At 64.8% G+C, this 23,942-nt stretch carries 25 protein-coding genes; 12 read left to right on the top strand and 13 right to left on the bottom strand.

Annotated elements, in window-relative coordinates; all coding sequences use genetic code 11:
• Positions 1 to 8 precede the first annotated feature (8 nt).
• Genes aftC through CQY20_RS22720 form a run of 3 tightly spaced genes read right to left on the bottom strand, consistent with a single transcriptional unit; the run spans position 9 to position 3,791 of the window.
• The gene (gene aftC, locus CQY20_RS22730) at positions 9 to 1,382 is read right to left on the bottom strand and encodes an arabinofuranan 3-O-arabinosyltransferase (RefSeq protein WP_163701293.1); all 1,374 of its coding nucleotides are present in this window, start codon (positions 1,380 to 1,382) and stop codon (positions 9 to 11) included.
• 20 nt (positions 1,383 to 1,402) lie between these two features.
• A complete protein-coding gene (locus CQY20_RS22725; RefSeq protein WP_097942355.1) occupies positions 1,403 to 2,971 on the bottom strand; it encodes an alpha/beta fold hydrolase in 1,569 nt (522 codons plus the stop codon).
• Between the two features lie 37 nt (positions 2,972 to 3,008).
• Positions 3,009 to 3,791: a pyrimidine reductase family protein gene (locus tag CQY20_RS22720; protein ID WP_097942340.1), complete on the bottom strand. Its 783-nt coding sequence runs from the start codon at positions 3,789 to 3,791 to the stop codon at positions 3,009 to 3,011.
• 34 nt (positions 3,792 to 3,825) lie between these two features.
• Here CQY20_RS22720 and zapE point away from each other — a divergent pair, with 34 nt between their 5' ends.
• Positions 3,826 to 4,863 carry a cell division protein ZapE gene (gene zapE / locus CQY20_RS22715; RefSeq protein WP_097942339.1) on the top strand — a complete coding sequence of 346 codons (1,038 nt, stop codon included), beginning with the start codon at positions 3,826 to 3,828 and terminating at the stop codon, positions 4,861 to 4,863.
• On the opposite strand, the gene CQY20_RS22710 is transcribed toward zapE, so the two are convergent.
• Genes CQY20_RS22710 through CQY20_RS22685 form a run of 6 tightly spaced genes read right to left on the bottom strand, consistent with a single transcriptional unit; the run spans position 4,839 to position 8,234 of the window.
• On the bottom strand, positions 4,839 to 5,381 hold the full coding sequence (locus tag CQY20_RS22710; RefSeq protein WP_097942354.1) for a GNAT family N-acetyltransferase: 543 nt from the start codon (positions 5,379 to 5,381) through the stop codon (positions 4,839 to 4,841). The genes zapE and CQY20_RS22710 overlap by 25 nt on opposite strands.
• A complete protein-coding gene (locus CQY20_RS22705; protein ID WP_097942338.1) occupies positions 5,378 to 5,869 on the bottom strand; it encodes a hypothetical protein in 492 nt (163 codons plus the stop codon). Before CQY20_RS22705 ends, CQY20_RS22710 begins: the two co-directional genes overlap by 4 nt.
• A gap of 60 nt (positions 5,870 to 5,929) precedes the next feature.
• Complete coding sequence (locus CQY20_RS22700) at positions 5,930 to 6,352, bottom strand: PPOX class F420-dependent oxidoreductase (protein ID WP_097942337.1); 423 nt, start codon at positions 6,350 to 6,352, stop codon at positions 5,930 to 5,932.
• Between the two features lie 45 nt (positions 6,353 to 6,397).
• Positions 6,398 to 6,991, bottom strand: coding sequence for a methylated-DNA--[protein]-cysteine S-methyltransferase (locus CQY20_RS22695; RefSeq protein ID WP_097942336.1), 594 nt, complete (start codon positions 6,989 to 6,991; stop codon positions 6,398 to 6,400).
• Entirely contained in the window at positions 6,988 to 7,464 is a 477-nt protein-coding gene (locus CQY20_RS22690) for an RNA polymerase sigma factor (protein WP_097942335.1), read from the bottom strand. The genes CQY20_RS22695 and CQY20_RS22690 overlap by 4 nt, the downstream gene beginning before the upstream one ends.
• 41 nt (positions 7,465 to 7,505) lie before the next feature.
• Positions 7,506 to 8,234 (bottom strand): Clp protease N-terminal domain-containing protein, encoded by a 729-nt coding sequence (locus tag CQY20_RS22685; RefSeq protein ID WP_097942334.1) that lies wholly within the window; start codon positions 8,232 to 8,234, stop codon positions 7,506 to 7,508.
• A gap of 286 nt (positions 8,235 to 8,520) precedes the next feature.
• Here CQY20_RS22685 and CQY20_RS22680 point away from each other — a divergent pair, with 286 nt between their 5' ends.
• Complete coding sequence (locus CQY20_RS22680) at positions 8,521 to 8,838, top strand: helix-turn-helix transcriptional regulator (protein WP_207767314.1); 318 nt, start codon at positions 8,521 to 8,523, stop codon at positions 8,836 to 8,838.
• 177 nt (positions 8,839 to 9,015) lie between these two features.
• Positions 9,016 to 9,246 carry a hypothetical protein gene (locus CQY20_RS22675; protein ID WP_097942332.1) on the top strand — a complete coding sequence of 77 codons (231 nt, stop codon included), beginning with the start codon at positions 9,016 to 9,018 and terminating at the stop codon, positions 9,244 to 9,246.
• Positions 9,247 to 9,654: 408 nt separating this feature from the next.
• On the opposite strand, the gene CQY20_RS22670 is transcribed toward CQY20_RS22675, so the two are convergent.
• Positions 9,655 to 9,846 (bottom strand): hypothetical protein, encoded by a 192-nt coding sequence (locus tag CQY20_RS22670; RefSeq protein ID WP_097942331.1) that lies wholly within the window; start codon positions 9,844 to 9,846, stop codon positions 9,655 to 9,657.
• Between the two features lie 416 nt (positions 9,847 to 10,262).
• Here CQY20_RS22670 and CQY20_RS35990 point away from each other — a divergent pair, with 416 nt between their 5' ends.
• The 3 genes from CQY20_RS35990 (at position 10,263) to CQY20_RS22655 (ending at position 12,097) form a co-directional block, all read left to right on the top strand.
• Positions 10,263 to 10,391: a hypothetical protein gene (locus tag CQY20_RS35990; RefSeq protein ID WP_272938828.1), complete on the top strand. Its 129-nt coding sequence runs from the start codon at positions 10,263 to 10,265 to the stop codon at positions 10,389 to 10,391.
• A gap of 189 nt (positions 10,392 to 10,580) precedes the next feature.
• Positions 10,581 to 10,883 (top strand): hypothetical protein, encoded by a 303-nt coding sequence (locus tag CQY20_RS22660; RefSeq protein WP_097942329.1) that lies wholly within the window; start codon positions 10,581 to 10,583, stop codon positions 10,881 to 10,883.
• Between the two features lie 320 nt (positions 10,884 to 11,203).
• The gene (locus CQY20_RS22655) at positions 11,204 to 12,097 is read left to right on the top strand and encodes an NAD(P)-dependent oxidoreductase (RefSeq protein ID WP_097942328.1); all 894 of its coding nucleotides are present in this window, start codon (positions 11,204 to 11,206) and stop codon (positions 12,095 to 12,097) included.
• A 1-nt stretch (position 12,098) separates the two neighbouring features.
• Here CQY20_RS22655 and CQY20_RS22650 read toward each other — a convergent pair whose 3' ends face one another.
• Complete coding sequence (locus tag CQY20_RS22650; protein WP_097942327.1) at positions 12,099 to 13,139, bottom strand: LacI family DNA-binding transcriptional regulator; 1,041 nt, start codon at positions 13,137 to 13,139, stop codon at positions 12,099 to 12,101.
• 414 nt (positions 13,140 to 13,553) lie between these two features.
• Here CQY20_RS22650 and CQY20_RS22645 point away from each other — a divergent pair, with 414 nt between their 5' ends.
• From CQY20_RS22645 to CQY20_RS22630, 4 genes are all read left to right on the top strand, one after another.
• On the top strand, positions 13,554 to 14,360 hold the full coding sequence (locus tag CQY20_RS22645; protein WP_207767312.1) for a thiamine pyrophosphate-binding protein: 807 nt from the start codon (positions 13,554 to 13,556) through the stop codon (positions 14,358 to 14,360).
• 21 nt (positions 14,361 to 14,381) lie between these two features.
• A complete protein-coding gene (locus tag CQY20_RS22640; protein ID WP_207767316.1) occupies positions 14,382 to 15,398 on the top strand; it encodes a transketolase family protein in 1,017 nt (338 codons plus the stop codon).
• A 151-nt stretch (positions 15,399 to 15,549) separates the two neighbouring features.
• On the top strand, positions 15,550 to 16,410 hold the full coding sequence (locus CQY20_RS22635) for an enoyl-CoA hydratase/isomerase family protein (RefSeq protein ID WP_097942324.1): 861 nt from the start codon (positions 15,550 to 15,552) through the stop codon (positions 16,408 to 16,410).
• A gap of 280 nt (positions 16,411 to 16,690) precedes the next feature.
• Positions 16,691 to 17,980, top strand: a complete 1,290-nt coding sequence (locus CQY20_RS22630) for an amidohydrolase family protein (RefSeq protein ID WP_097942323.1) — start codon at positions 16,691 to 16,693, stop codon at positions 17,978 to 17,980.
• A 99-nt stretch (positions 17,981 to 18,079) separates the two neighbouring features.
• Here the strand turns inward: CQY20_RS22630 and CQY20_RS22625 are convergent, their stop codons facing one another.
• Positions 18,080 to 19,399 carry a hypothetical protein gene (locus tag CQY20_RS22625; protein WP_207767311.1) on the bottom strand — a complete coding sequence of 440 codons (1,320 nt, stop codon included), beginning with the start codon at positions 19,397 to 19,399 and terminating at the stop codon, positions 18,080 to 18,082.
• A gap of 24 nt (positions 19,400 to 19,423) precedes the next feature.
• Positions 19,424 to 20,920, bottom strand: a complete 1,497-nt coding sequence (locus CQY20_RS22620; protein ID WP_097942322.1) for a S8 family peptidase — start codon at positions 20,918 to 20,920, stop codon at positions 19,424 to 19,426.
• A gap of 994 nt (positions 20,921 to 21,914) precedes the next feature.
• On the opposite strand from CQY20_RS22620, the gene CQY20_RS22615 reads away from it, so the two are divergent.
• Entirely contained in the window at positions 21,915 to 23,066 is a 1,152-nt protein-coding gene (locus CQY20_RS22615) for a tyrosine-type recombinase/integrase (RefSeq protein WP_234816368.1), read from the top strand.
• 187 nt (positions 23,067 to 23,253) lie between these two features.
• Positions 23,254 to 23,451 carry a helix-turn-helix domain-containing protein gene (locus tag CQY20_RS22610; protein WP_097942320.1) on the top strand — a complete coding sequence of 66 codons (198 nt, stop codon included), beginning with the start codon at positions 23,254 to 23,256 and terminating at the stop codon, positions 23,449 to 23,451.
• Positions 23,452 to 23,942: the final 491 nt, after the last annotated feature.

Raw genomic sequence — 23,942 nt, 5'->3', positions numbered from 1 at the left:
AGCGGCCGCTAGCGCGACGGAACCGATTTGGGTTCGACGGCGTCCAGCGCCTCGGGTCGCCGGGCCTGCCCCTCGAGTGCGGGCTTCGCGTCGGGTTCCGCCATCCACGGCGGGTCGATGCCCTTGTCGAGCCTGCCCTCGGCTTTGGCGTCCAGGTAGCGGAAGTACAGCACGCAGAACACCACGATCAGCATCAGCGACCAGCCGTAGGTCACCCGCAGGTACTCCAGCGCGCGCCCCGTCGTCGGCCAGTGGCCCAGCAGCCATTTGTCGGCGCTCATGAAGCCGTAGACCGCCACCCAGGCCGGCCAGTTGCGGATCACCGAGTTGCGCAGCACGACCGTCATCAGGAACGGGAACAGCATCATCGAGTAGTAGCCCTGGCCCAGCGACAGCACCAAAAACGATGCGATCAGCAGTACACCCGACGACGTCGCCATCCAGAACAGCGGGTCGCGCTTGCGGTAGTACTTGTACAGCAGCCACAGGCTGACCACCGCGAGCGCGGCGAATAGGATGCGCAGCGACCAGATCAGCCACATCGGCAGCCCGTAGTACACGCCGTTGCCCTGGATCGAGCTGTTGAAGTAGTCGCGGATCGAGAAGATGTAGGGCAGCGTATTGGTGACGAAGCCCATCGGGTCTTTCACACGGAACCGCTCGATCGGGCTGAAAACCGCTGCGGCGTTGAAGAACAGCGGCACCGCCGCGGCGGTGACCAGGGCGCGCCACTGCCGGTTGAGCAGCGGCAGCAACAGCAGCGGACCCAGCACGGGTTTGACCACCAGCGACAGCCCGATCGCCGCCCCGGCCCACCACTGGTGGCTGGTCCTGCCGTCCAGCAGCCACCGGAGGAACAGCATCTCGGCCAGGAACACGCAGCCGTTGATGTTGCCGAAAACCAGTGTGTTGATCACGCTTTCGGTGCAGAACATCGCGACCAGCAACGCGGGGAAGGCCACCGAGGTGAACGTGTAGTTGAACAGCCGCACCAGCAGGTAGGCGCCGATCACGATCGCGATGGTGTTGAACGTGATGAACCAGTACCGCGACGCGTCCACCGGCAGGTAGCCGAACGGCGCCATCAACAGTGTGCCGCCCGGCGGGTACAGGTAGTGCGGGTCGACGTAGTTGAGGTGTTCGTTGTAGATGTCCCAGCCCATCTTCAGGTTGATCACGGCGCGGTAGACCGGGCCGTAGTCGTCGGTGATGTAGCCGTTGGTGGCCAGGACGTAGCTGCGGTGGATGATGAACAGGATCGCCAGGGGCCACAGAATCGACCGCAGCACCGTTGCCACACCGGGCGGTGAGGTGCGCGGACGGAACAGGTTCAGCAGGCCGGTACGGATGGTCTCTGGTGCCGCCACCAGCGCACCGTACACCGAAGGCATCATGGGTAAAACTAGGCGGGGCAGTAAGTGTCGGTCTCCGGCACGTTGCCGCTGTCGAGGTAGCCGATCATCGGCGCCAGCGCGCACTCGGAGTAGATGCTGGCGCCGTGGCCGATGCCCTGCCAGATCACCCGCTTGCTGGACGTGCCGGCGTTGATGATCGTCGCAGCGACCTGTGAGACGCCCTCGTTGCCGACGATCGGGTCGTTCTGCACGCCCATCAGCAGCACCGGGATCTTCAGGTCCTGCGGCTCTTTCGGCGCCGATCCGGACGGCCAGTTCAGGCACTGGACCATGCTCAGCGCGCCGACAGCGCCGAACTGCGGATACACCTTCGGCCAGGCGACGACGAGTTCACGGACTCGGTCGGGAGTGGGCCGGTTGAGCGCATCGCTGCACGTGTTGACGAACTGACCGTCGGTCTGGCGCAGCGTGTCGGCCTGGTTGATCAGGTTGTTGAGCTGGTTCACGTCGCCCGAGCGGGCGGCCGCCAGCGCCGAGGCGAGGCTGTTGGTGGCGGCGGTGCGGTCACCGCGCGGGTAGGCCAGCGCGGTGGTGATCGCGTCGGCGACGGTGGCCACCGACGCTCCGCCGGGTCCGTTGCCTGCGCGTGCGTCGGCGAGCAGCGCGTCGACGGCCGCCTTGGGGTCGGGCCCCAGCGGGCAGTCGGAGGCCGCGCATTGTGCGGCGAAGGCGTCCAGCGCGGCCTGCTCACCTTTGACGCGCTGTTCGGTGGCGGCCTCGGCGCCGATGCCCACCGGCAGCGGCGAGTCGAGCACCAGCCGCGCCACCTTGTCGGGATGTGAACCCGCGTAGGCGAGCGCGACCTGGGCGCCGTTGCCGATGCCCAGCAGCGCAAGTGCAGGGACGTCCCACAGGTCGCGCAGCCGTTCGATGTCCTCGGCCGCGTGCGCGTTGTCGTAGGCCGAGTCGCCGGGGGCGATGGTGTCGGTGCAGTTCGTGGTCGCCGTCTGGGTGATGGCGCTGAGGTTGGCGACGGGATCGTCGCCCGACTGGAACTGCGCCTGCTCCAGCATCTCCTGGCGATCGAACATGTCGCGGCAGTCGATGGGGCTCGACATGCCCATGCCGCGGCGGTCGATCGCCACGATCGGATTGCTCTTGAGCACGTCGGCGCCCGCGCGCGACAACCACACCGGCAGCTGCACCGAGGTCGGCAGGTCCGAGCCGGTCGTCATCACCAGCGGGCCGGCGTTCTCGGGTGTCTGCACCGAGCGGGCCCGCACCACACCGATACTGACCGACCCGGTGGCGCCCGCGATCGGGTCGAGGTCAGCGTCATAGCTGGCGCAGTCGAGAATGACGCCGGGCAACGGATCAACCGCGGACTCGCTGAAGATCTGCGAAGTGCAGTTGCGCCAGGAAAGGTCGTTCTTGGGCGACTCGACCGCGGGCGGGCCGTCGGCCTTCGGCTCGGGGGCCGGCTGCCCCTGGGGGCGTGCCCCGGAGTCGGTGGCATACCGCGGATTGGCGGCCAGCAGGGGTGCGCAACCGGCCAGCAACGCCGACACGACGACGGTCGAGGTGCTCAGGGCACGGACCAGGCGACGCCGATGCATGGCAACCACCGTACCGATCACCGCATCGATGGACTGGTCAGCGGCCCCGCACGTAGCGGCTGTACAGGTAGCCGGCGTCGTCGGTGAGCAGGTGGCTGCGGCGCATGCCGGTGCGCACCTGGCCGGTCCCGGTGACGATGCGGGTGGCCTCGCCGCCGACGAGCAGCGGGGCGATGGTCAGGCACAACTCGTCGAGCAGACCGTCGGCGATCAGCACGCCGAGAAGCTGCGGGCCGCCCTCGGTGAGTACCCGGAACAGTTCACGCTCGGCCAGGATCTTCAGCGCGGTAGCGGGGTCGACACGGTCGGGACGCGGCCCTGACGCGTCGATCACCTCGGCGACCGACCCGAGCCTGCCGCTGGCGTCGGCGACCGCGTCGGCACAGGTGAGGATCAGCGGCGGCACCTCGGTCCGGGTGAAGAGCTTGGCGTCGTGGTCGAGCACGCCACGGTTGGTGACGACCGCGATGGGCGGCACCTCGGCCTGGCCGCGGCGCTGCCGCGCTTGCCGCTGCGCGGGGCTGAACTGGGCGCCGGAGTAGTTCTCGGCGCGCACGGTGCCCGCGCCGACGAGGACGACGTCGGCCAGTTGCCGCATAACGGTGAACACCGCGCGGTCGCCGGGGCCCGCCAGCCCGCCCGACCTGCCGTCGGCGGTAGCGCCGCCGTCGAGGCTGGCGATCATGTTGCCGCGCACCCAGCAGGACTGCAGGCCGTCGGGATAGGCGTAGAGGTCCGCCAGCCCGGACTCGTCGAGGGAGTCGGAGGTGTCGACGGGCTCGAGGACCGTGAATTGGGTCCCAGCGGCGTCGTCGGGCATGGGATCGATTGGAGCACGTCGATAGAGTTCGTGCATGCATGTGGGCCGACTCGTGGACCGCCACCCCGACGTCAGCCCTGAACGGCTGATCTCGCAGCTGCACCCGCCGCCGACGTTCGCCGACGTCAGCTTCTCCAGCTATGAGCCCGATCCGGCCGAGCCGACGCAGGCCCAAGCGGTGCAGTCGTGTCTGCGGTTCTGCGACGAGGTGGTGACGCGGCGCGCGGGCAAGAAGAAGCTGTTCGGCAAGCGCGAGACGCTGCCGGGTGTTGGGCTCTACCTCGACGGCGGGTTCGGCGTCGGCAAGACGCATTTGTTGGCGTCGAGCTACTACAAGATCTCGGCCGACTCGCCCGCGCCTGCGGCGTTCGCGACGTTCGGCGAGCTCACGCAACTGGCCGGTGTTTTCGGTTTCGTCGAGTGCATCGATTTGTTGGCCGACTACGCGGTGGTGTGCATCGACGAGTTCGAGTTGGACGATCCCGGCAACACCACGCTGATTTCGCGGCTGCTGTCCCAGCTCGTCGAGCGCGGGGTGTCGATCGCGGCGACGTCAAACACCCTGCCCGAGCAACTGGGGGAGGGCAGATTCGCCGCGCAGGACTTTCTTCGTGAAATCCACACGCTGGCAGCCATTTTCGAGACGGTGCGGATCGAGGGTCCCGACTATCGGCACCGCGACCTACCGCCGGCGCCGGAACCGCTGACCGACAGCGAGGTCATCGAGCGCGCCGAGGCCGTGCCCGGCGCGACCCTCGACGACTTCGACGCCCTGTGCGCGCACTTGGCGACCATGCATCCGTCGCGTTATCTCACGCTGATCGAGGGTGTTACGGCGGTGTTCATCACCGGTGTGCATCCGATCGACGATCAGAACGTCGCGCTGCGGTTGGTGTCGCTGACCGACCGGCTGTACGACGCGGGCATTCCGGTGACGGCGTCGGGGACGAAGCTGGACACCATTTTCAGTGCCGAGATGCTGGCGGGCGGCTTCCGCAAGAAGTATTTGCGGGCGACGTCACGGCTGCTGGCGTTGACGGCCGCGGCTCAGACCGGACGCACCATCACGTAGTCGTTCTCGATGCGGGTGCCGAGCCGAAATGTCTTGGTGCCGCTGATGGTAAAGCCGTGCTTGGCGTAAAAGCGTTGCGCCCGTTGGTTGTGCTGATTCACCCCGAGCCACACGCACTTGGCGTCGGACTTCCCGGCGCGCTCAAGCGCCTCGGCCATCAACGCCGCGGCCGCACCGGATCCGTGGTTGTCGGGCAGCACATAGATCTTCGAAATCTCCACCGCGGGGCGTGCGGTGACCGCACGTTGCACGCCGTCGTCATCGAGCACGCCGCGAATCAGCAAGGCGTAGCCGATGATTCGTTCGTCATGGCGGGCGACCAACACCTGCCGGTCGGGATCGTCGAGGTAGTCGGCGAATCGCGCCTCGGTGAGGTTCTCATCGATGAAGGCCTGCACGTTCTCCGGAGTCACCGACGGCGGGCACGCCAACGGGAAGGTGATCGCCGCGACGCGGGCCAACTCCGGAAGGTCGGCGGCGACGGCGCCCGTGACCACAACCGCGACCTGGTGTGTCATACGTTCCACTGGCCGAGGTGCAGCCCCGTCACCTTGTCGACCAGCACGACGTTGGACACCAGATCGCGGTAGCAGTCCCACCACACGCCGCCGGTGGCCGTGGCGCCCGTCGGCATGTTGATCATGGCGTGCTGCAGCGCGTCGGGGGCGTCGGAGTTGCGCGGCTCGTAGGCGTCGCCGGTGGGCGTGACACCCCGGAAGACGAACGACATCCCGATCGCATACGGGGCGGGCGTCTCGACGACGTGGATGGTGATGTTGGCCCGAAACACCTGATAGCGCGGCGCGCGCGGCGGATAGCCGAACCCGGGCGGAACGGGGGAGGGCAGGATGTCGTGGACGGTGACGTCGGCGACGACACCCTTGAACTCGACCCGCAGCGTTTCGCCGAGCCGGCCGATCGGGGTCTCGGCCGCCGTGGCCGGCGCAGCGGCCACGCCCCCGGTGATCGTCAGCGCGGCCATCAGCAACACGAACCAACGGCGCATGTCCCCTCCTAAGTCGCCTCGCATGATGGCACACGCGCGACACCGGGGACAGCGAGTCCGTCAGGACGCCCAGGGGCCGAGGCCGCCCACCTTCTCGATCTGGACGCGGGTCAACAGCCCCGGCGGCGCATCCTGCGGCGGGAAATGCTCGTCAGAGCCGAGCATCCTGGTGGCCAGCTTCTTGAGTAGTTCGGGGGCGCCGCCTTCGACGATGCGGGCCGTCCCGTTGACCACCAGGTAGGGCGTCTGCTGCCCCGGTTTGGCGGTGCCGAGGATCGTCACGGCCACTCGCGGATCGCGGCGGACGTTGCGGGTCTTGCGGTACTCGGAGAGGTGGGCGGCGACGAGTTCGTCGCCGTCGGGCGTCGATTCGAGCGCCATCCACACGACGGTCGCCTGCGGGCTGCCGTCCGGATTGAGCGTGACCAGGGTGGCGTCGACACCGTTTCCGATGAGGTCCCGCGCCGCGTCATTGAGTTTCATGCGCTTTCCTACCGCGGCGCGCCCGTTTTCATTCCCGATGTGGGTTCACGCGGCTTCCAGGGCCAGCAGCCGCGCCTTGGCGGCCGCGCCGCCGACGTACTGGCCCGTCGACCCGTCGGAGCGCACCACGCGGTGACACGGGATCACGACGGGCAGCGGGTTGTGCGCGCAGGCGGTGCCGACCGCGCGCACGGCGCGGGGGCTGCCGACGGCCGCGGCGACTGCGGCGTAGCTGCGTCGCTGGCCGTAGCCGATGTCGCGCAGGCGTTCGATGACGTTGCGGCGGAACCCTGCTGCCAGCCGCAGGTCGACGGGCACCTCGAAGCTGGTGCGCCGCTTGGCGAAGTACTCGTCGAGTTGACGGGCGACGAAGTCCAACCGGGCCGGCGCGCGCAGCACCCGCGGGCTGACCGTGGTCGCCAGATTCGTCAGCACCGCGTCGTGGTCCTCGATCTGGTAGGCGACGCGGACGAGGCCGACGGTCGTCGCGGCCAGCAGCAGCGGGCCGACCGGGCTGTCGATGGTGTGGTAAGCGACGTCGAGCAGATTGTCGGCGGCGGCGTCGCGCTCCAGCCGTTGATGCAGACGGCCCAGCGTCTGGTCGTCGGCATGCAGGTCGCCGAAAAGGTTGGTGCTCATGCGGTTTCGTCCTCGGGGTAGAGCTTGCGGAGGGTCTTGATGCCGTCGGCGGCGGCGCGGCGGGCGGCGTCAGGGGAGTTGTCGAGAAGTGCGGCGATCTCGGCGAACGGCAGGCCGGCGATGTGGTGGTAGGCGACCGCCATGCGTTGCTTGCGGGGCAGGCGCTGCAGCGCCGCCCACAGATCCGGAAACCTGGCGGTGGGATCGGCGCGCGACGAGGGCCGGTCGGGCGGGGAGGCGACCGGGACGGCGCGACGGCTGTTGGCGCGGCCGACGTCGAGGGCGCGGCGGTGCGCGATCGTCACCAGCCAGGCCTCGACGTTGGCGTCGGCAGGCAGGTCGGGATATGCCCGCAACGCCGAGAGGAAGGTCTCCGACCAGGCGTCCTCAGCGTCGTCGGGTCCGACGACCGCTCGGCACACGCGCAGCACGGTCGCGCCGTGCTCGGCCACCACGTTCTCGAACGGTCGCATACTCACATCATGTAGACGCCGCGGCCGTCGCGTCTGTGAGATCAGCTCTTCGTGAACTGCTCCAGCGCGGCGACCAGTTCGCGTTCGAAGCGGTCGCGGTCGACGCCGATGCGGTGCAGCGGGCCGTCCTCCTCCTCGGCCTCATACAGCGCGAGCACGATGTGCTCGGTTCCGATGTAGTTGTGGCCCAACCGAAGAGCCTGGCGGAAGGTCAATTCCAGCGCCTTCTTGGCCGGGCCGTTGAACGGGATCAGCGCCGGCGTGTCGCCGTCGGTGCGCGGCGGCAACGTGATCGCCTTCTGCACGGTGGCGGCGTCGATGCCCTGCCCGGCCAGGAGCTTGACCGCCAGCCCGTCAGGGTTGTCGAACAGCGCCAGCAGCAGATGGTCGGGGGTGATCTCGACGTTGCCCGCCTTATGCGCCCTGTTCTGCGCCGCGACGATCACGTTGCGGGCGCGCGGGGTGAAGCGGCCGAAGCCGGCGTTCGGGTCCAGCGCGCCCGAATCGAAGTCGGGGACCTTGGGCACGAACCGCTTCTGCGCCGCCTGCTTGGTGACGCCCATGCACTTGCCGATGTCGGTCCACGATGCGCCCGAGCGGCGCGCCTGGTCGACGAAGTGGCCGATGAGGTGGTCGGCGATCTCGCCGAGCGATTCGGCCGCGAGCACCGCGTCGGTGAGCTGATCCAGCGGCTCGGAGTGCACGTTCTTGATGACCTCGATGAGGTCGTCGAGTCGGACGGGGTGGGCGATCTTGGCGGGCTCGGTCATGCCGTCAACTCTAGGTTGACGATCCTTTTCCGTCAACCTGTGGTTGACGCCCCGCTGTGGTTTGCTCCCAGGCGCGAGCAGGCGCTCGTGCCCGCAAAAGCCCAGGCGGACTGAGACCTACGCGTCTGCTCGCTCGTCTGCTCGCCGAAATTTGGAGTTTTTGTCCGTGCGGCGGGGGGTATACGGACGCATCCTTTCCAACCTTGACCAACCGATTCAGGGGAGTGCGCGAGCAGTGGCTGGTCACGTCACCGGGCGGAGAATGCCGCCCATCCTGCGAGATGCAATGGCGTTCATCGAGGACAACGCTGACGCCGACATCGGGCTGGAAGATATTGCCGCAGCGGTAAATGTCTCACCGCGCTCGGTGCAATACGCGTTCCGGCGTAACATGGGCACGACGCCGCTGGAGTATCTGCGGCGGGTACGCCTCGATCGGGCACACCGCGATCTGAAGGCGGCCGACCCCGCCAACGACACGGTCACCGCGATCGCGGGACGGTGGGGGTTCAGCCACGCCGGCCGGTTCAGCCTGGCGTACAAGGCGGCGTTCGGCACCGCGCCGAGTCACACACTGCGGGCCCAGCCCGCACGCCCGGCGTAACGATCGGCCCGCGGGGGTCGACAGACCTGTCGAGGGGTCGTTGAGTGCATCGCGACGGATTGAGGCCATCGATTGATGCCGCCGACCCTCCGACATGTGAACGCGGTGCGCTGGAAGCGCTAACCCAAGTCGAGCGTTGTGTAGGGCGTGCCGCAAACGAGTGGACAGGAGTTCACGATGAACACGTTGAAGAAAATCGTCGCGGGCGCGGTGATGGCCGGTGCCCTCGGCGTGGGGGCCCTCGGATTCGGCACCGCGACCGCACAGGCCGACAAGCACTGGGATCCGGTGCCGCCGCCGGGCCACATCGGTCACCTGCCGTTCGTCCCGCCGCCGGGACACATCGCCCATCTGCCGTTCGTGCCGCCGCCCGGCCATTGGGACAAGCCGTGGAAGTGGCTGCCGTAACGCAGATTTCGCGACCGAAATAACAGACGCCGACGACCGGCGCGTCGCAAACCAGAGTTGCGCGCGCCGGTCGTTGCTGTCTGCAGCGGGAACTGCGAACCTGCCTTCTGCACTGCTTAGCCCCTGCTCCATCTGGCGAACGGGGCCGGGGTCAGCCGGCAGCGGCTACCTTGTCGGCACGCCGGAGCCAATCCCGGCACAGACCCGCCGCGGCGCCTACGATCGAATGCCGCATCCGGGAGTTCCGGTGATTGGGGAGTAGTGAAACACCGCGACATCAGCGCCATCGACCGACAGTTGTCATTACTTGCTGCCGTCAGCGCGTCGATCCGTCGGCTGGGCGGCAAACCGTCCACGGATCTCATCGACGAGTTGCTTGACGAGCGAATCGCCTCGCGGCCGACGCGTTCAGGGCTTGCGACCGCGGCCGGCGCTGAAGGCTATGGCGACGCCGATCAGCGCGATGATCGGGCCCAGGATCGACCAGGTGGTGGTGTTGCTCATGGGACTACCCCCCACCACCCCAAATCCCTGTAGCGCGAAGAGCAGCCCGAAGAGGGCGACCACGATGCCGATCACAACCACGATGACGCGTCCCATGGTTGGACAGTAATCGGCTTCGCCCCGACGTCCGCCGCGCCGTCGCGGACGCCGATTCGCTTGCGACAACCGAGGAATGCCCGTCGTTCCGCCTGAATGTGCGCTATGTGCTCACGTCGGCGAGTGAGCAACCGCCTGTGGCGCCCGTGCCAAATTTGCCGTCAAACGATCAGCCAACGGCCGACCAGTCCCCGGACGAGCAGCAGAACGCTCTGACGACGGGCGGCATCGCCTGCGTCGACGGCGTGCGGAAGCTCATCCCTCCCGAAGGGTTGACCCGCCCGGGTCGGCACGACGGCCAGGCTTTCTCAGGACAGTGCCAGGACACAGAATCAGCAAATAAGCTAGTTGCGCTTGCTAAGTAACCTTGGCATTGATTATCGACATTCCAGCGGTGATCGTGTAAAGATATGCGCATGGTAGCGGGAGCTGATCTCCCAACCTGCGCGTCGTTCGCTCTGTATTACGACCCGAGCGTCGTGCCGCTGTTCTTCGCCATCGACGCGTTGCTCGCTTTGGTGGGCTCAATGATCGCGTCGTGGTAGCCCGCTCCCACTGTTATCTACCGTATCTCGTGGAATCTCGCGCGTCGGGGTAACGGGGTGCGCGGACTAGTTTCAAGCGGTGTTGGGTATGTTGCGAACATGACTCGTGCGCCATTTGTAGCTGCAGCCGCCGCCGCACTCGCGCTTTGCGCGGCGCCGACGGCCGGTGCGGCTCCGGGGGATACGCCAGTGCCGAACATGAAAGACGGTGTCGCGCTGGGGACGCCGTGCACGAACACCACTAGGTTTGTCTTCGGCTGGGACGCCAACGGCAACGTGTTGGCCTGCCGCAGCCCGCTGCCCGGTGAGCAATCGCAATGGGTGCCCGGCGGAAAGCTCGTCGGCGTGCGTGCGATCCGCTCCGAGTGCATCCTCGACGTCTACGGCCAGTCGCCGGACTTCCGTCAGCATGTGGCCGCACAGTCGCCGGACGGCTTGCCCTTGTTCTGCGAGTACCCCTGGAACTTCTGGGCGGTGCACCCCGCCGCATAGCGGACGGTTCCCCGGCCGGATGCTCGTCTCGGCCTGCTTGTGTTCGGCCGGATGCTCACCCCCTCCTGCGCTCATTTGTAAATTCCGCGACGCTTTTTGGCGTCCAACCGTCGTCAAATTCACAATTCAGCTCGATGTGGGCGCTGAAAGAGCTTGCAGCACTTTGTAGCTCACTCTTGGTTCAACACTGCTGAGTGAGTTACCCGTCGTAGGGCCGATTGACCGTCGACGGTGTAATCGATTACAGTCTGCCGGCGAGCCCGTTACCTAGACGCACGTAACGGCACCGAGCAAGCACCTATCGATGAGGGGACGTCCGCATGGCAAATCTTGGCTGGCTGGGCACGGGGCGTATGGGCGCGGCGATGGTTGGCCGCCTGCTCGATGCGGGCAACACCGTCGCTGTATGGAACCGCACCGAGGCAAAGACGGTTCCGCTGGCGAAGCGCGGTGCCAAGGTGGTCGCCGAGATCGTCGACCTGTGCGAGGCTGACATCGTTTTCATCATGGTGTCGACGCCACGCGACCTTCATGAGGTCGTGCGCGGGCCAAAAGGCCTGCTGAGCGGCGATCGAAAGCCGTCGGTCATCGTCGATTGCTCAACCGTCTCCGCAGAGGCTTCAGCCGACATCCGCAGAGCCGTCACCGCCGAGGAGGTCGAGTTTCTGGCCGCCCCGATCAGCGGCAACCCGCATGTCGTCGCCGAGGGTCACTCGTGCATTGTCGCCTCAGGACCGCGATCGACGTTCGACAAGGTATTGCAGTACCTGAAGCAGATCGCCGAAGTCGCGGTCCATGCAGGCACGGAAGAACAGAGCCGGTTGGTAAAGCTTTGTCACAACTTGTATTTGGGCATCATCGTCCAGGGACTTGTCGAGGTGATCTCGCTGGCAGAAAAGGGCGGGACATCGCGTGAAGCGTTCTTGGAGTTCCTGAACGCCACCGTGCTGGGATGCGACTGGATGCGCAAGCGGACGCCCGATCTGGTGCAACTTGATTGGACGCCCACGTTCACAACTGAACTGTTGCGCAAGGATTTCGACCTCGGTCTTGCGGCGGCGCGGGAGCTTGAGGTTCCGATGCCCGCGGGTGCCGCCGTGCACCAGCTGATCCAGTCGGCGATCGGTACCGGCCTTCGCGAGGAGGATTTCCTGTCGCTGTACGTGCAGCAGGCGCGATCGGCACACCTGATGCCGCTGGCCGCCGACAGCTGAGTCAGACGCGACTCGACGCGTCGCGGCAAACGGCCGTGGAGGCGCGGGGGATCCACACCGTGGGAATCCTGATCGATTTCGGCTTGACGTCGCCGGCGATCATGTTCATCACCATCCGTGCGGCCTCCGCGCCCATCTTGTAGTGGTCGAAGCCGATGGTGCTCAGTGGGGGATCCATCCGGTCGCAGAACGGCATGTCGTTGAACCCGACCACCGAGATATCCTCGGGGACACGCAGATTGCGCTCCCGAATCGCGCGAATGGCACCCAGGGCCAGAAGGTCGTTGGCCGCGACGATGGCGGTGGGGACGCTGTCGCCTGACTCGAGGAGATCGCGAATCGCCTCATAGCCCGCGCTCTCTGACACCGCAGTCGCCTTCACCACCGGCAATGTCCTGCCGAGTCGCTTGGCGGCCGCTCCCTCGATGTCGCGCAAACGCTCCCAGCCTGTGCTGGTGTGCTGAGGAGCAGCGAGCACGGTGATACCGCTGTGGCCGTCTTTGACGAGTTGGGCCAGCGCCGCTGCGGTTCCGCGGGAGCCTGCGGCCGTGACGCTCGGCACGCGCGTGTCATAGGTACGGCGGTTGAGCAGAACGACGGGGAAATTGCTATCGAACAGCACGCTGGGGCGCCGGTCTTCGAGGTTGGAGGTCGCGATGATGAGCCCGTCGGCTCCTCGCTGGAGGAGGCGGTCGATCGCCTTGTCCGCTTTCGCGGGATCACCACCCGAATTGGCCAGCAGGGAACTGTAATTCGCGTCGTCGAGTAAATCGTCGATGCCGCGCACCATGCGGGGGAAAAGCGGGTTCGCGATGTCCGGCACGACCACGCCAACGATGAGCGATTTGTTGGTCCGCAGCGACCTCGCGGCTTCGTTGGGGCGATAGCCGAGCACCTCAGCAGCGGCCTCGACCGCCCGGCGGGCTTCCGGGCTCACCGCAGAAGCCGTCAACGGGTTGAGCGCGCGAGAAACCGTGGCCACCGAAAAGCCCGACTCGCGCGCGACATCGCTGATGCGGGGAGCATTGCGACGCTTCGGCATTGACCGATGCTAACAGGGCGAACACCTGTTGCGCCGTATGCATTCTCGTTTGCCGTCATAGCGCCAAAGGCACTTCGTGACGGGGTATTGACGTCCCTGTGGCGGTGCGAGTACGGTCCGTAATCGATTACATCGCGACTCAGCTTACTCGCGCAGCCGGTGGTGGGCTCCCTAACGAGGAGGTGAGATGGCCATGGCCGTCGACCAAGCTTTGTCTGCTGCGCTGCTTCGAGACAGTTCCCGTCGTGCGGAGGCGCTCATCGGCTCGATTTCGACGACGCCGCTGACCGCGCACGCGCGCTCGACCTCACTGGGGCGTACAGCATCGCACGCCCAGTCATGGCCGACTGGATGAGCGACCGGCTTATCGAACTCGGCAAGTAGATGCCTCACGAGTGGATTGGACGCACAACCATGAACGACACTGCCGACCACATCGACCTCACGCGATTCGCTGACCGCTTGCGGCTCCGCGCGGTTCGCATGGTCGCCCCACACGGGTTCGGCTACCTGGGACAAGTCCTGTCTTCGGCAGAGCTCCTGGCCGCCCTGTACTGCACGGCCTACCGACCCGACCGCGACAAGCTGGTGTGCTCGCCCGGCCACTACATCATCGGGATGTACGCCGCGGCGGCCGAGATGGGAAGCCTCGGCGAGGCACAACTGGCCACCTACGGCGAGAACGACTCACCGCTGGAAGCGATTGGTACCGAACGTTCCCCAGCCATCGACCTGACGTGCGGGTCGCTGTCGACCGGCTTGTCCGGCGGCGTGGGGTTCGCGCTGGCGAACAGGTTGAAGGGCCGCGACGACAGCCGCGTCTATGTCCTCGTCAGCGACGGCGAACTCGAGGAAGGCCAGGTCTGGGAAGCGGCGATGCTCGCCGGCCATCACCGCCTCAATCAGCTGGTGGTGCTGCTCGATGCCAACGACTCCCAGGTCGACGGGCCGGTGTCCTCGATCACCACCGTCGAACCCATTGCGGCGAAATGGGAATCGTTCGGGTGGAACGCCCACGACGTCGACGGTCACGACGCGGAAGCGGTCGCCAAGGCACTGTCGGCAGCAGCCACCGCCGAGTCACCGACGGTCGTCATCTGCCGCACCTCGACGGCGCAGGGACTGTCCGTGCTTCCCCCCGACGCCGACGGCCACTTCATCAAGCTGCCGCCGCCCCTCGCCGAGGCCGCCATCGGCGAACTGGAGTCGCGCCTGGCCTGAGCCCGCCCCACCCGAGCACGAATTGGAGACTGCATTGCCACACCGCCCTACGCCACCGTCCTTAAGCCCTACGGGCAGGCCCTACTGGATGCGGCGCGAAACCGGGAGGAAATCCTCTGCATCACCGGCGACCTCACCCGACAATGCGAGATCGACCTCTTTCAAGACGCGCTGCCGGAACGCTTCATCCACGGTGGCATGGCCGAAGCCAACATGATGAGCATGGCGGGCGCGCTGTCCCGCGAAGGATTTCTCCCGTTCGTCCACACTTTCGGAGTCTTCGCGACCCGTCGTCCGTTGGACCAGATCATCAATTCCATTGCCTATCCGAAGCTTCCGGTGCGAATCGTCGGTTTCATGCCGGGCATCTCCAGCCCCGGCGGGCCCAGCCACCAGGCGATCGACGACGTCGCGTTGATGCGCGCGATCCCCAACATGACCGTCGTCGATGTCGCCGACGCGGTCGAGATCCGCCAGGCCGTCCCGCAGATCGTCGACGTTCCCGGCCCGGTCTATTTACGGCTCAAACGGGGCGAGATCCCCGTGCTGTTCGAAGACGACCACGAGTTCAGCTTGTCGCAAGCCCAGGTGCTCACCCCGGGAGACGACGTCGCCCTCATCGCCAACGGCATGATGCTCTCCAGTGCGTTGCGCGCGGCCGAACTCCTCGGAGCACACGGCGTCGGCGTCAGCGTGGTCAACGCACCCGTGATCAAACCCCTTGACACACAGACAGTCCAGGAGGTGATCCGCGGTGCTCGCGCAGTAGTGACTGCCGAGAACCACACCATCATCGGGGGACTCGGTTCTGCCGTCGCTGAAGTCATCGCCGAATCGGGCATGGCCCGGCCCCTGCGGCGGATCGGTCTGCGCGACACCTTCGCCGAAGGCGCCAAATCGGCGCCGTTCCTCTTCGAGAAGTACGGACTGTCCACGCAGGACATCGTCGACGCCGCGTGGTCGGTCCTCGGCCGGCAGGAGCCGGCGCCCCGGGTGCCCGAGATCGAAGTGGATGCCGGCGAATATGCGCCGGTCTGATGGCGACGCCCATGCGAGCAAAACCGTCGCCCTTGATTGCATCGATGAAGAGTGGTGGCCCGGGCCGCGAAGGCGGACACGCCGGGAATCTCGAACACTTTGAAACCAAGTCAATCTCTACCGAGTGGTGAAGTAGCAACTAAGGAGTGCCATGTCTTTGCAGAGTTTTCTTGATACACCCGATTTCGATGAGTATTCGGAGCGGTTCAAAGACTTCTTCAAGATGGAACGCTCCGACGACGGGGTCCTCCTCGTCCAAGCGCACACCCTCGGCGGACCGATCCAGCTGAGCGTGCAGAACCACCGCGCGCTCGGTCAGATGCTCAAGACCGTCGGCGCCGACCCGAAGAACGAGATTCTGATTCTCACCGGATCGGGCGAGGAATTCATGATGGATTCCGATCCGGAAGGCTTTGCCCTCGAAGACGAAGACATGACGTACTGGGCTTACGAGTACGCGTACAAGGACGGGCGTATCAACGTCAGCTCGTTGATCAATGACCTGGAAATTCCCACCATCGGCATCATGAACGGAAGCGGCTTCCATTCCGAGATCGTGCTGATGTGCGACATCACGTTATGTGCCGAGGACGCACGGATTTTCGATCTACACTTCGATATCGGCTCGGTTCCCGCCGACGGCATTCACAACTGCTTCCAGGAGTTGCTCGGGGTGAAGCGGGCCGCCTATGCGCTGCTGACCGGTCAGGCGATCGACGCGGCGCAGGCGCTGGAGTGGGGGATGGTAAACGAAGTGCTTCCGCGTGACGAGTTGATCGACCGTGCCCGCACCATCGCCGGCCACATCATGTCCCAGCCGCGCACCACACGCCGCTTGACCACCCAGATCGTCCGGCGCCCGTGGAAGAAGCGCATCACCGATGACCTCGACGGCGGCTTCGGGATTCAGATGTTCGGCCATGTGGCCAAGAAGAAGTCGATTCACGGTAAGGAGCACATCAAATCGACCGTCGACTACGTGCGGGAGGGCCGACGCAACAATTTCGATTGAGCGACCCCCTATGGGGCTGCGGAACCCGATGCGAACGTGATCCGTCGGGGTTCTGCGTCCACCAATGGCGTCGACCGTGGCATGGCGCTTCCGCAACCGGACCTGCTGGCTCCGCGATGACTCGCCGGCTGGGAACTCGTCAACGAGGAGGAGGACCTTTGTGACTAGTCCGAAAACATCGCACGGCAGCGCCGCGGGTCTGGCTGGGCCGGCGACTGGGGAGAATCCCCCTGCGCCGAAAGGGAAGCGGAAGCTGCTCAAGAATGCCACGGTCCTGACCATGGATCCTGACGTCGGTGATCTGGTCGCTGGGGACGTCCTCATCGAGGACAGCACGATCCGAGATGTCGGTCCGGACTTGGGCACTGACGGCGAGGTGATCGACTGCTCGGGCAGCATCGTCATCCCGGGGTTCGTGAACAGTCACATCCACATGTTCCAAACGGCGCTGCGCGGGTACTGGACGGATGCGCTGGCGCCCGACTACTTCGCACAGTCCCGCGAAGGTCCCGACGCGATCTTTCACAAGTACACATCGGACGACGTCTATATCGGCGAGTACGCGGGAGCGCTCGAGTGTCTGAACGCGGGCGTCACCACCGCTGTCGACACCTCCCAATGCTCCTACACCCCAGCCCACACCGACGCCGCCATCCGTGGGCTCCAGGATTCCGGGCTGCGTGCGGTGTATGTGTACTCGCCGACGACCGGTGACAACATCCCGGCCCCCGATTACGCGTACCCACAGGATCTGCACCGCCTGAAAGATGCCCTTGCCGGCGACGGCCTGGTCACTCTTGCTCTGCACAGCCCGATGGACGCCGACAATTGGGCGCTTGCAAGGGAAGTGGGAGTTCCCATCTTCACCCACGTGAACTACACCAAGGGCGGACTGGGGCTCGAAGAACTCGGGCGCGCCGGTGTGATGGGCAGCGACACCACATACATCCACTGCACCTGGCTCGAAGACAGCACCTGGAGGTGGATCGCGGAGACGGGCGGAAAGGTGTCGCTGTCGATCATCGTCGAGCAGACCCTTCAACACGGTTTCGCCGGTCTGCAACCGGCGCTCGATCACGGCCTTCGTCCCAGCTTGGGTACCGACGCCGTCTCAATGGGGCCGACAGATCTCTTCGCGCAGATGAAGGCCGCGTTTGCGTTGCAGCGGAGCCGAATTCAGGAGGCGGGTGCACGCGGTGAGAATGACTTGCCTTCGGTGGTGTCGACGCGCGACATCCTGGAAATGGCCACGATCGGTGGTGCGCATGCCGCGCACCTCGCAGACGTGACGGGGTCGCTCACTCCGGGCAAGGAGGCTGATGTCGTTGTGCTGCGAGCCGACAGGCTCAACGCAGCGCCTCTGAACTCGGCGACCGGCGCTGTCGTGACGCTGCTCGACACGTCGAATGTGTGGACGGTCTTGGTGGGAGGAAACGTCGTGAAATACCAGGGGAGCCTGGTCGACGTCTCCGTACCCGATGTGATCCGACGCGTCCGGGACTCAGCCGACGGTCTCTTCGCGCGCTCGGGTTATCCCCGCGACGTGCTCGGAACGCGCAACCGCCGTTAACAAACCGGGCTCAGGCGGTAGCGATGGATCGAACTCGATCACGTCGGCTCGTGTGGCGCGCTGTGCAGCACGCTCGCGTTGACTCCGCGCGTCGCGCCGTCAGGTGCTCGCGACCGCCGACAGGATGGCGTACGCGACAGGCTTTCCCTTGATGTCGGAGTGGTTCTTGATGAACCGGTCTGCCTTGAGGTTGTGCACGGCGCCGGCATTCCATGTGTATGCGTCTTGCACGTCGAGAAGCTCGCCGAAGCTCGCTTCCGACGTCTTCTGCGCGCCGTTGCGCCCGATTCCACCGTAGGTGTCATTCGCGTCGCCGACGGCGGCGGCGTTCTGCCCAGCGATGCGTGACGCGATCGCATACGCGATTCCAACGGCCTTGTCATTTCCGGTGTGGGTGATCAGGATCGGGCCGGACACGGCGTGGTTGACGATGGCGCTTCGGAAAGCGCCAGCCTTCCCCGGGGTCCATTCGGCTGCGAAACCATAATGAGAGAACGCCGCCTGCAACAGTGTCAGGCTCGCCAGGCTGTTCTCGTGAAGGCTGCTCGCGGCGGCGGTGACCAGTCGGCCGCCGAAGCTGTGTCCGACCAGATGGATGCGTAAACCGTTGCGCTCGGCGAGAATTTGAGTGATCAGCGGTGCCAATCCGCGTTCGCCGACCGTACCCGCACGCGCCTTCATCTCGTAATACGTGACGCCGTTCAGCAGGTTCTTGGCGGCACCGAAGAAGCCGCCCAACGTGCTGAAAAGACCGGCGGCACCACCTTCTCTATCGGGGTCGTCCTCGCCGGCCAAGCCCAGCGCCCCACCCTCAGTCGGCGGTTCCGGTGGCGCGATCTCGGCTGGTATGGAAAGCCTGTCCATTAGTTCTCGCGGCGGGACTTCGAACAGGTCGGTCGTGCCGTCGTCGGGTTCCTGTGCCGACTGGTCGAGCAGCGACAACAAATTGGTGACAAACTTCTCCCGCGCTGATGCCTTGTCCTCGAGATGGGGGACCTCCCGGCTTGCCTTGTCGAGGATGGCCTGGTCGGCGGCTGACGGAAACACTGAACGAAGATCATCGATCGCGCTCTGCACCTCGGCTTGCCCTATCGGAGAGTCTGCCGCGGCAGCGCCGCCCGGGATGAGGTCCTCCTCCGCGAACTTCTTGGATGGCCACAACACTCCCGCGAGTCCGATGGTGCGCTCGGCCAGCCCGGGTATCAAGTTCTCGTCTAGAACGGCTCGGAGTTGCTTCGCGAGGCTGCCGTAGAGCTCGCGGGCTTGGGCCATGTCATTGTTCCAACCGTGCGACATGACGACCAGGTCTGTTATCTCGCCGTCTGCGGCGAGGTTGCGCACGTCGTCGGCCGAACCGACAATCTCTGCGTTCTTGTCGAACTGCACCTCGGCGGCGCGAAGCCCGAATGAGTCGAACATTTTTCGATCCCCAAATCTGATGGTTTAGACGGATTGGATGGCCCGCATGAGGTCGATGAGACCTCTACCCTGGAAGTCGGCAACACGGCCGAGGTCGGTCGCTGTCGAGGTGAAGATGTTCTTCACCTCGGCAGGCTTGCCGATGAACTCGTTACGGATCGACAGGAAAGCGGCGATCACACCGGAGACGTGTGCTGCCGCCATGCTGGTGCCGCTGTCCTCGACGTAGTCAACCGACGCCCCCTCGCCCAATTTGGCTACGATGTCGGCCTTCTTCTGTCCCGCCGCGCACGACAGGATCTTCTCGCCGGGCGCGATGACGTCCGGTTTGGCGCGACCATCACCGGTCGGCCCTTTGGACGAGAAGTACGAGACGCCATACGTGTGGGGCATGTCGCGGTGTGTCGACCCGACTGTGATAGCCGCCTCGGTGTTGCCGGGATCGTTGATCGTCTGCCCTATTCCGGCGGCAACGCCTGCGCCCGAGCGGTTCTTGTAAAAGCCATATCCAGTGTTGCCCGCCGCGACGACGACCACGACACCGGAGTTGACGAGACGGGTCACCTCGACACAGATGGGACTCTGACCGCACGCGAACCAGGTCGGGTCGATCGGATATCCGACCGACAGGTTGATGCCATGGATTTTGAGTTTGTCACCGTAGCTGTTGACTTTCTGAATGTCCTGCAGCGCAGCGATGATCGCCGTGGTGTCACCTCGTCCCTTGTCGTCAAGGACCTTGTAACTGACGAGTTTGCACTTCGGCGCCATGCCAACGAATCGCTCCTTGACCGGCAGCGGCTTGTAGTCCGTGTCGCCGTTCTCGTCGAGTACAGCGCGGATGGCGGCAGGTTTGGCTCGGCCGAATTTCTTGCTGTCCCCGGCTATGACGCCTGCTACGTGTGTTCCGTGGCCGTATGCATCCTGTAGTGCGCTCGTCGCAGTCGCGCCTTCGGTGAAGTCGCGATGTTTCAATTTCAGCGACGGGTCCAGTTCGAGGTTCTTGTGCTCGGCAAAGTGTTTGTGCGTCCCATCGATACCGGAGTCGACGACGGCCCACACTATTTCCGCGCCCTCCGCGGCGAACGTCGTGCGGGCCGCGTTCGCCTTCACCGTCGCCACGGACCGGTTCATCAACGCGGTCACCTCGAAGTCCGGCCAAATCTGGTAGATGGCCCTGTTCTTTGCCACCCGGTCGCGCGCGGCGACGCTTCTGATCGAATCCGCCGTCAGTCGGGCGACCACATACTTTTCGACCGGACGCTCCACGATTCTTTCGCCGGGGTGTGGGCCATTCGCGATGACGTCGTTGACGATGGTACGAACGCGTTCCGCGGCCTCCGCCGGTGTTCCGTAGCCGTTGTGCAGCGCGATCACCACTTTGATCGGCTCGTGAGGCTCGGCCTTCATCTCCTTGAGCAACGGAATTGCGATCACCGTGGAGTTGAGGTCGGCCGGGTCGAATCCCTTGGCGTCGTCGTTTTGATCGGGCATGGCGTCGTCTTCGTCGGCCGGACTCACGCTTTAGCCCCCTTTGCACCGAACCGCACGCGCAATGCGGTGATCTTCGCATGCACGCGGGGATGCAGTTGCTGCAATCGCAATTGTTTTCGGCCCACGCACAGTGCGCCAACGCGCGCCCGCTTTCACCCGTCAATCGCCTGACCGCGTCGCAATAGTGGTTCCCAGCCGTTTCCACACCCGACGTCACCCCGGACGATAGCCACGAGTCCCGTCGGCTCTCGAAAATCGCCACAAGTGTGTGTCTTTGGCGTCGTGACGAACGACGTTCTCGGGTGTCGAGCGATTGCCGGCGATCGGGGTCGACGGGATGGTGCCGCGGGAACCACGCTCGCCGAATAGATGGCCCGCCTCCGCCGTTCGACTCCGGCCGCGGCCATGCTCGATCAGCACGCCGCACAGGGGACGGCGACGAGACGATTGCTGCGAAGCTGTCGGAGATCATCGTCAACGACTAGCGGCGCAGGGTTGCACACGGGTCGTGCCAGGCCTACCGGGGACCACACGTCGTCATCCGACTCACGCAGGCGATATCGCGCGCTGGCGGATCACCAACGGGGGTCGGCTGCCGGTCGTCGCCACCTCGCCAATCGGCCGATGGGAAGGTGCTCGGCGATTACATCGCCTTCAAGGCCGGTGACAGTCTCGCTGACTCGGGCGGTGTTGTCGCGGTCACTGATCGCGAATGTGTAGACCGGTCTGCGAATCGACTCGGGGGGACCACAGAATCACCCGATGCCATTGGTTGGTCGTTTAGATCCCGCCGCCCCAATCTCGGCGGAAACCGCTCTGACCTGCAAAAAGTGTGGTGCGCGATACTGGGATTGAAACCGCCTGAGCAAACTTCCTGTGTAGTTGTTCTACCTGCATTAACAGGCATCTGACCTGCTAATAGGAGAAACAGTACCACCGGACCTACTTGGACTCAATCATCCACAGCTATACACTCATGTGGTGCAAAAGTCGTGCAGCTTTGGATACTGGGGTGAGCACAGTGGCGCGTGAACCTCGCTCCACCCGACGCAAGTTCGGGCGTTTGCGGCAGTTCCGCAGTGGTCGGTGGAAGGCGTCATACACCGGACCCGATGGCCTACTCTACGACGCTCCGCGCACCTTCGGTGCCAAGGAGGACGCCGAGGCGTGGTTGACGGATCGCCGTCGCGAGATCGACCGCGAGCTGTGGAGTCCGCCTGGAACCGAAGAGCAGAAGCAGGCTAAGCGCGCTGCTGATGTGACGTTCAGGGACTACGCGGCGAGGTGGCTGGAGACGCGAACCGTGAAGGGTCGGGCACTTCGGCCGCGGACGCTGGAACACTATGAAGAGATTCTGGAGCGCCACGTCTACCCGACGTTCGGCGCCAAGGCTGTCCGGACGATCACCATGCAACAGGTCGACCGCTGGTATGCCAAAACCCTTGTCGACAAGCCGACTTCTCGTAGTCACGCTTACAGCCTGCTGAAGACGATTCTAGAAACGGCACGGACTCGTGACCGAATCATCGACAGCAACCCTTGCATGATCGTTGGCGCTGCGACCGCATCACGGGTGATCAAACCGCGACCCGCCACCCTGGACCAGCTCAACACCATCGTGACCGAGATGCCCGAGAACCTGCGGCTGATGGTTCTGCTGGCCACATGGACGGCGCTACGGTTCGGCGAACTGGTGGAGTTGCGCCGGAAGGACATCGACCTAGATGAGGATCTGGTGAAGATCCGCCGCCAGGCGGTCCGCGTCGATGAGGGATGGAAGATCGGCGATCCCAAGTCGGACGCTGGTATCCGCGACGTGGCGATCCCGCCGCACATCATCCCCGCTGTTGAGGATCACCTAGCCAAACACGTTGGTAAGCAACAGAACGCCCTAGTGTTCCCCGCCAAGACAGGGGAGCACTTGCAACCGTCAACCCTCTACAGACATTGGTATAAGGCCAGAACGAAGGCGAAGCGCACTGACCTGCGATTCCATGACCTGCGGCATACGGGAGCAGTGCTCGCGGCTCAGTCTGGGGCGACTCTCGCGGAGCTGATGGCCCGACTCGGACACTCAACACCTCAGGCTGCAATGCGGTATCAGCATGCGGCGCAGGGGCGAGACAGAGTCATCGCTGAGGCGCTGTCCAAGCTCGCCAAGGGCCAGGCGTAAGCGTCGGTACTTACAAATGGGGACAACAGGATTCCCAAAATGAGACCCCCTAGTGTGTTCGGATTCGCGGTCACGCTGGCCTAAACTGGACACGACGGCACACGAGAGCGCTCCCCTGTCGTTTCGCCGTCAGAACCTGGCGTAGCCACAAGGGTTACGCCACCTGACCCGAAGAGGGAGCACACTAATGCATGACCTGCCGAAGCTGCCGCCGTGGATCTCGATCCGGAAGGCCGCAGTTTACCTTGACGTTTCCGACAAGACCGTGCGGCGAATGGTCCGGCGCGGCGACCTCAAGGCACGGCGCATCGGCGGCCGACTGATACGCATCGAGCGGGAGTCGCTGCTGGCCCACGGTAGGCCGCTGGGCGCGGGCTACAGGTAAAGAACCGGGGCGCGGCATTGTACGCGACAAATTCCGTAACGTCTATCGTTCTGTAACACGTTCTAGTGTGACGTTGCTCACATACTGTGAGAATGGGGGCTGACCAGCGGGGAATGGCCAGCAAATATTTCTGGCCATTTCTCGCGACCTGCGGAAATGCAAACTAATGGCGCTAGTTAAGTGCTGCGGAATGGCCCTTTTTCTCAATATAGGGTGTTATATTTAGAGCGTAAGAAAAGGGCGAGTACAGCAAATTCGCGAGGAAAGCCCGCCTACTTCAGCATGCAAAAAAATGGCCGACATCGACATTAATCAGCTCCTGGCGGAGATTGCGCGCAGACCGCGCAAGCCGCGACACCGCAAATGTCCACCCCCCCCACCCCACCCCCCCCGTATTTTTGAAACCCAAGAGGACCCCCACCAACCCCAGAAACGGCCCACCCCCCCCGGGACCGGAAAGGGGGACCCCAACGGGAGCCAAAAAAAAAACC

Source organism: Mycolicibacterium agri (genome assembly GCF_002553505.1).
Taxonomy (GTDB): Bacteria; Actinomycetota; Actinomycetes; order Mycobacteriales; family Mycobacteriaceae; genus Mycobacterium; species Mycobacterium agri.
The sequence above is the reverse complement of the archived record's forward strand: the minus strand, read 5'-3'. Positions and strand labels throughout refer to the sequence as shown.

What these genes read in the sequence shown, in the direction of transcription:
- CQY20_RS35990 (WP_272938828.1), top strand. Translation starts at nt 10,263, where the DNA reads ATGGTAGCGGGAGCTGATCTCCCAACCTGCGCGTCGTTCGCTCTGTAT.
- CQY20_RS22710 (WP_097942354.1), bottom strand. Translation starts at nt 5,381, where the DNA reads ATGACACACCAGGTCGCGGTTGTGGTCACGGGCGCCGTCGCCGCCGAC.
- CQY20_RS22645 (WP_207767312.1), top strand. Translation starts at nt 13,554, where the DNA reads ATGAACGACACTGCCGACCACATCGACCTCACGCGATTCGCTGACCGC.
- CQY20_RS22675 (WP_097942332.1), top strand. Translation starts at nt 9,016, where the DNA reads ATGAACACGTTGAAGAAAATCGTCGCGGGCGCGGTGATGGCCGGTGCC.
- CQY20_RS22635 (WP_097942324.1), top strand. Translation starts at nt 15,550, where the DNA reads ATGTCTTTGCAGAGTTTTCTTGATACACCCGATTTCGATGAGTATTCG.
- CQY20_RS22680 (WP_207767314.1), top strand. Translation starts at nt 8,521, where the DNA reads ATGGCGTTCATCGAGGACAACGCTGACGCCGACATCGGGCTGGAAGAT.
- CQY20_RS22650 (WP_097942327.1), bottom strand. Translation starts at nt 13,139, where the DNA reads ATGCCGAAGCGTCGCAATGCTCCCCGCATCAGCGATGTCGCGCGCGAG.
- CQY20_RS22720 (WP_097942340.1), bottom strand. Translation starts at nt 3,791, where the DNA reads ATGCCCGACGACGCCGCTGGGACCCAATTCACGGTCCTCGAGCCCGTC.
- CQY20_RS22655 (WP_097942328.1), top strand. Translation starts at nt 11,204, where the DNA reads ATGGCAAATCTTGGCTGGCTGGGCACGGGGCGTATGGGCGCGGCGATG.
- CQY20_RS22705 (WP_097942338.1), bottom strand. Translation starts at nt 5,869, where the DNA reads ATGCGCCGTTGGTTCGTGTTGCTGATGGCCGCGCTGACGATCACCGGG.
- CQY20_RS22695 (WP_097942336.1), bottom strand. Translation starts at nt 6,991, where the DNA reads ATGAGCACCAACCTTTTCGGCGACCTGCATGCCGACGACCAGACGCTG.
- CQY20_RS22610 (WP_097942320.1), top strand. Translation starts at nt 23,254, where the DNA reads ATGCATGACCTGCCGAAGCTGCCGCCGTGGATCTCGATCCGGAAGGCC.
- CQY20_RS22685 (WP_097942334.1), bottom strand. Translation starts at nt 8,234, where the DNA reads ATGACCGAGCCCGCCAAGATCGCCCACCCCGTCCGACTCGACGACCTC.
- CQY20_RS22625 (WP_207767311.1), bottom strand. Translation starts at nt 19,399, where the DNA reads ATGTTCGACTCATTCGGGCTTCGCGCCGCCGAGGTGCAGTTCGACAAG.
- CQY20_RS22725 (WP_097942355.1), bottom strand. Translation starts at nt 2,971, where the DNA reads ATGCATCGGCGTCGCCTGGTCCGTGCCCTGAGCACCTCGACCGTCGTC.
- CQY20_RS22700 (WP_097942337.1), bottom strand. Translation starts at nt 6,352, where the DNA reads ATGAAACTCAATGACGCGGCGCGGGACCTCATCGGAAACGGTGTCGAC.
- CQY20_RS22670 (WP_097942331.1), bottom strand. Translation starts at nt 9,846, where the DNA reads ATGGGACGCGTCATCGTGGTTGTGATCGGCATCGTGGTCGCCCTCTTC.
- CQY20_RS22630 (WP_097942323.1), top strand. Translation starts at nt 16,691, where the DNA reads ATGGATCCTGACGTCGGTGATCTGGTCGCTGGGGACGTCCTCATCGAG.
- CQY20_RS22690 (WP_097942335.1), bottom strand. Translation starts at nt 7,464, where the DNA reads ATGCGACCGTTCGAGAACGTGGTGGCCGAGCACGGCGCGACCGTGCTG.
- zapE (WP_097942339.1), top strand. Translation starts at nt 3,826, where the DNA reads ATGCATGTGGGCCGACTCGTGGACCGCCACCCCGACGTCAGCCCTGAA.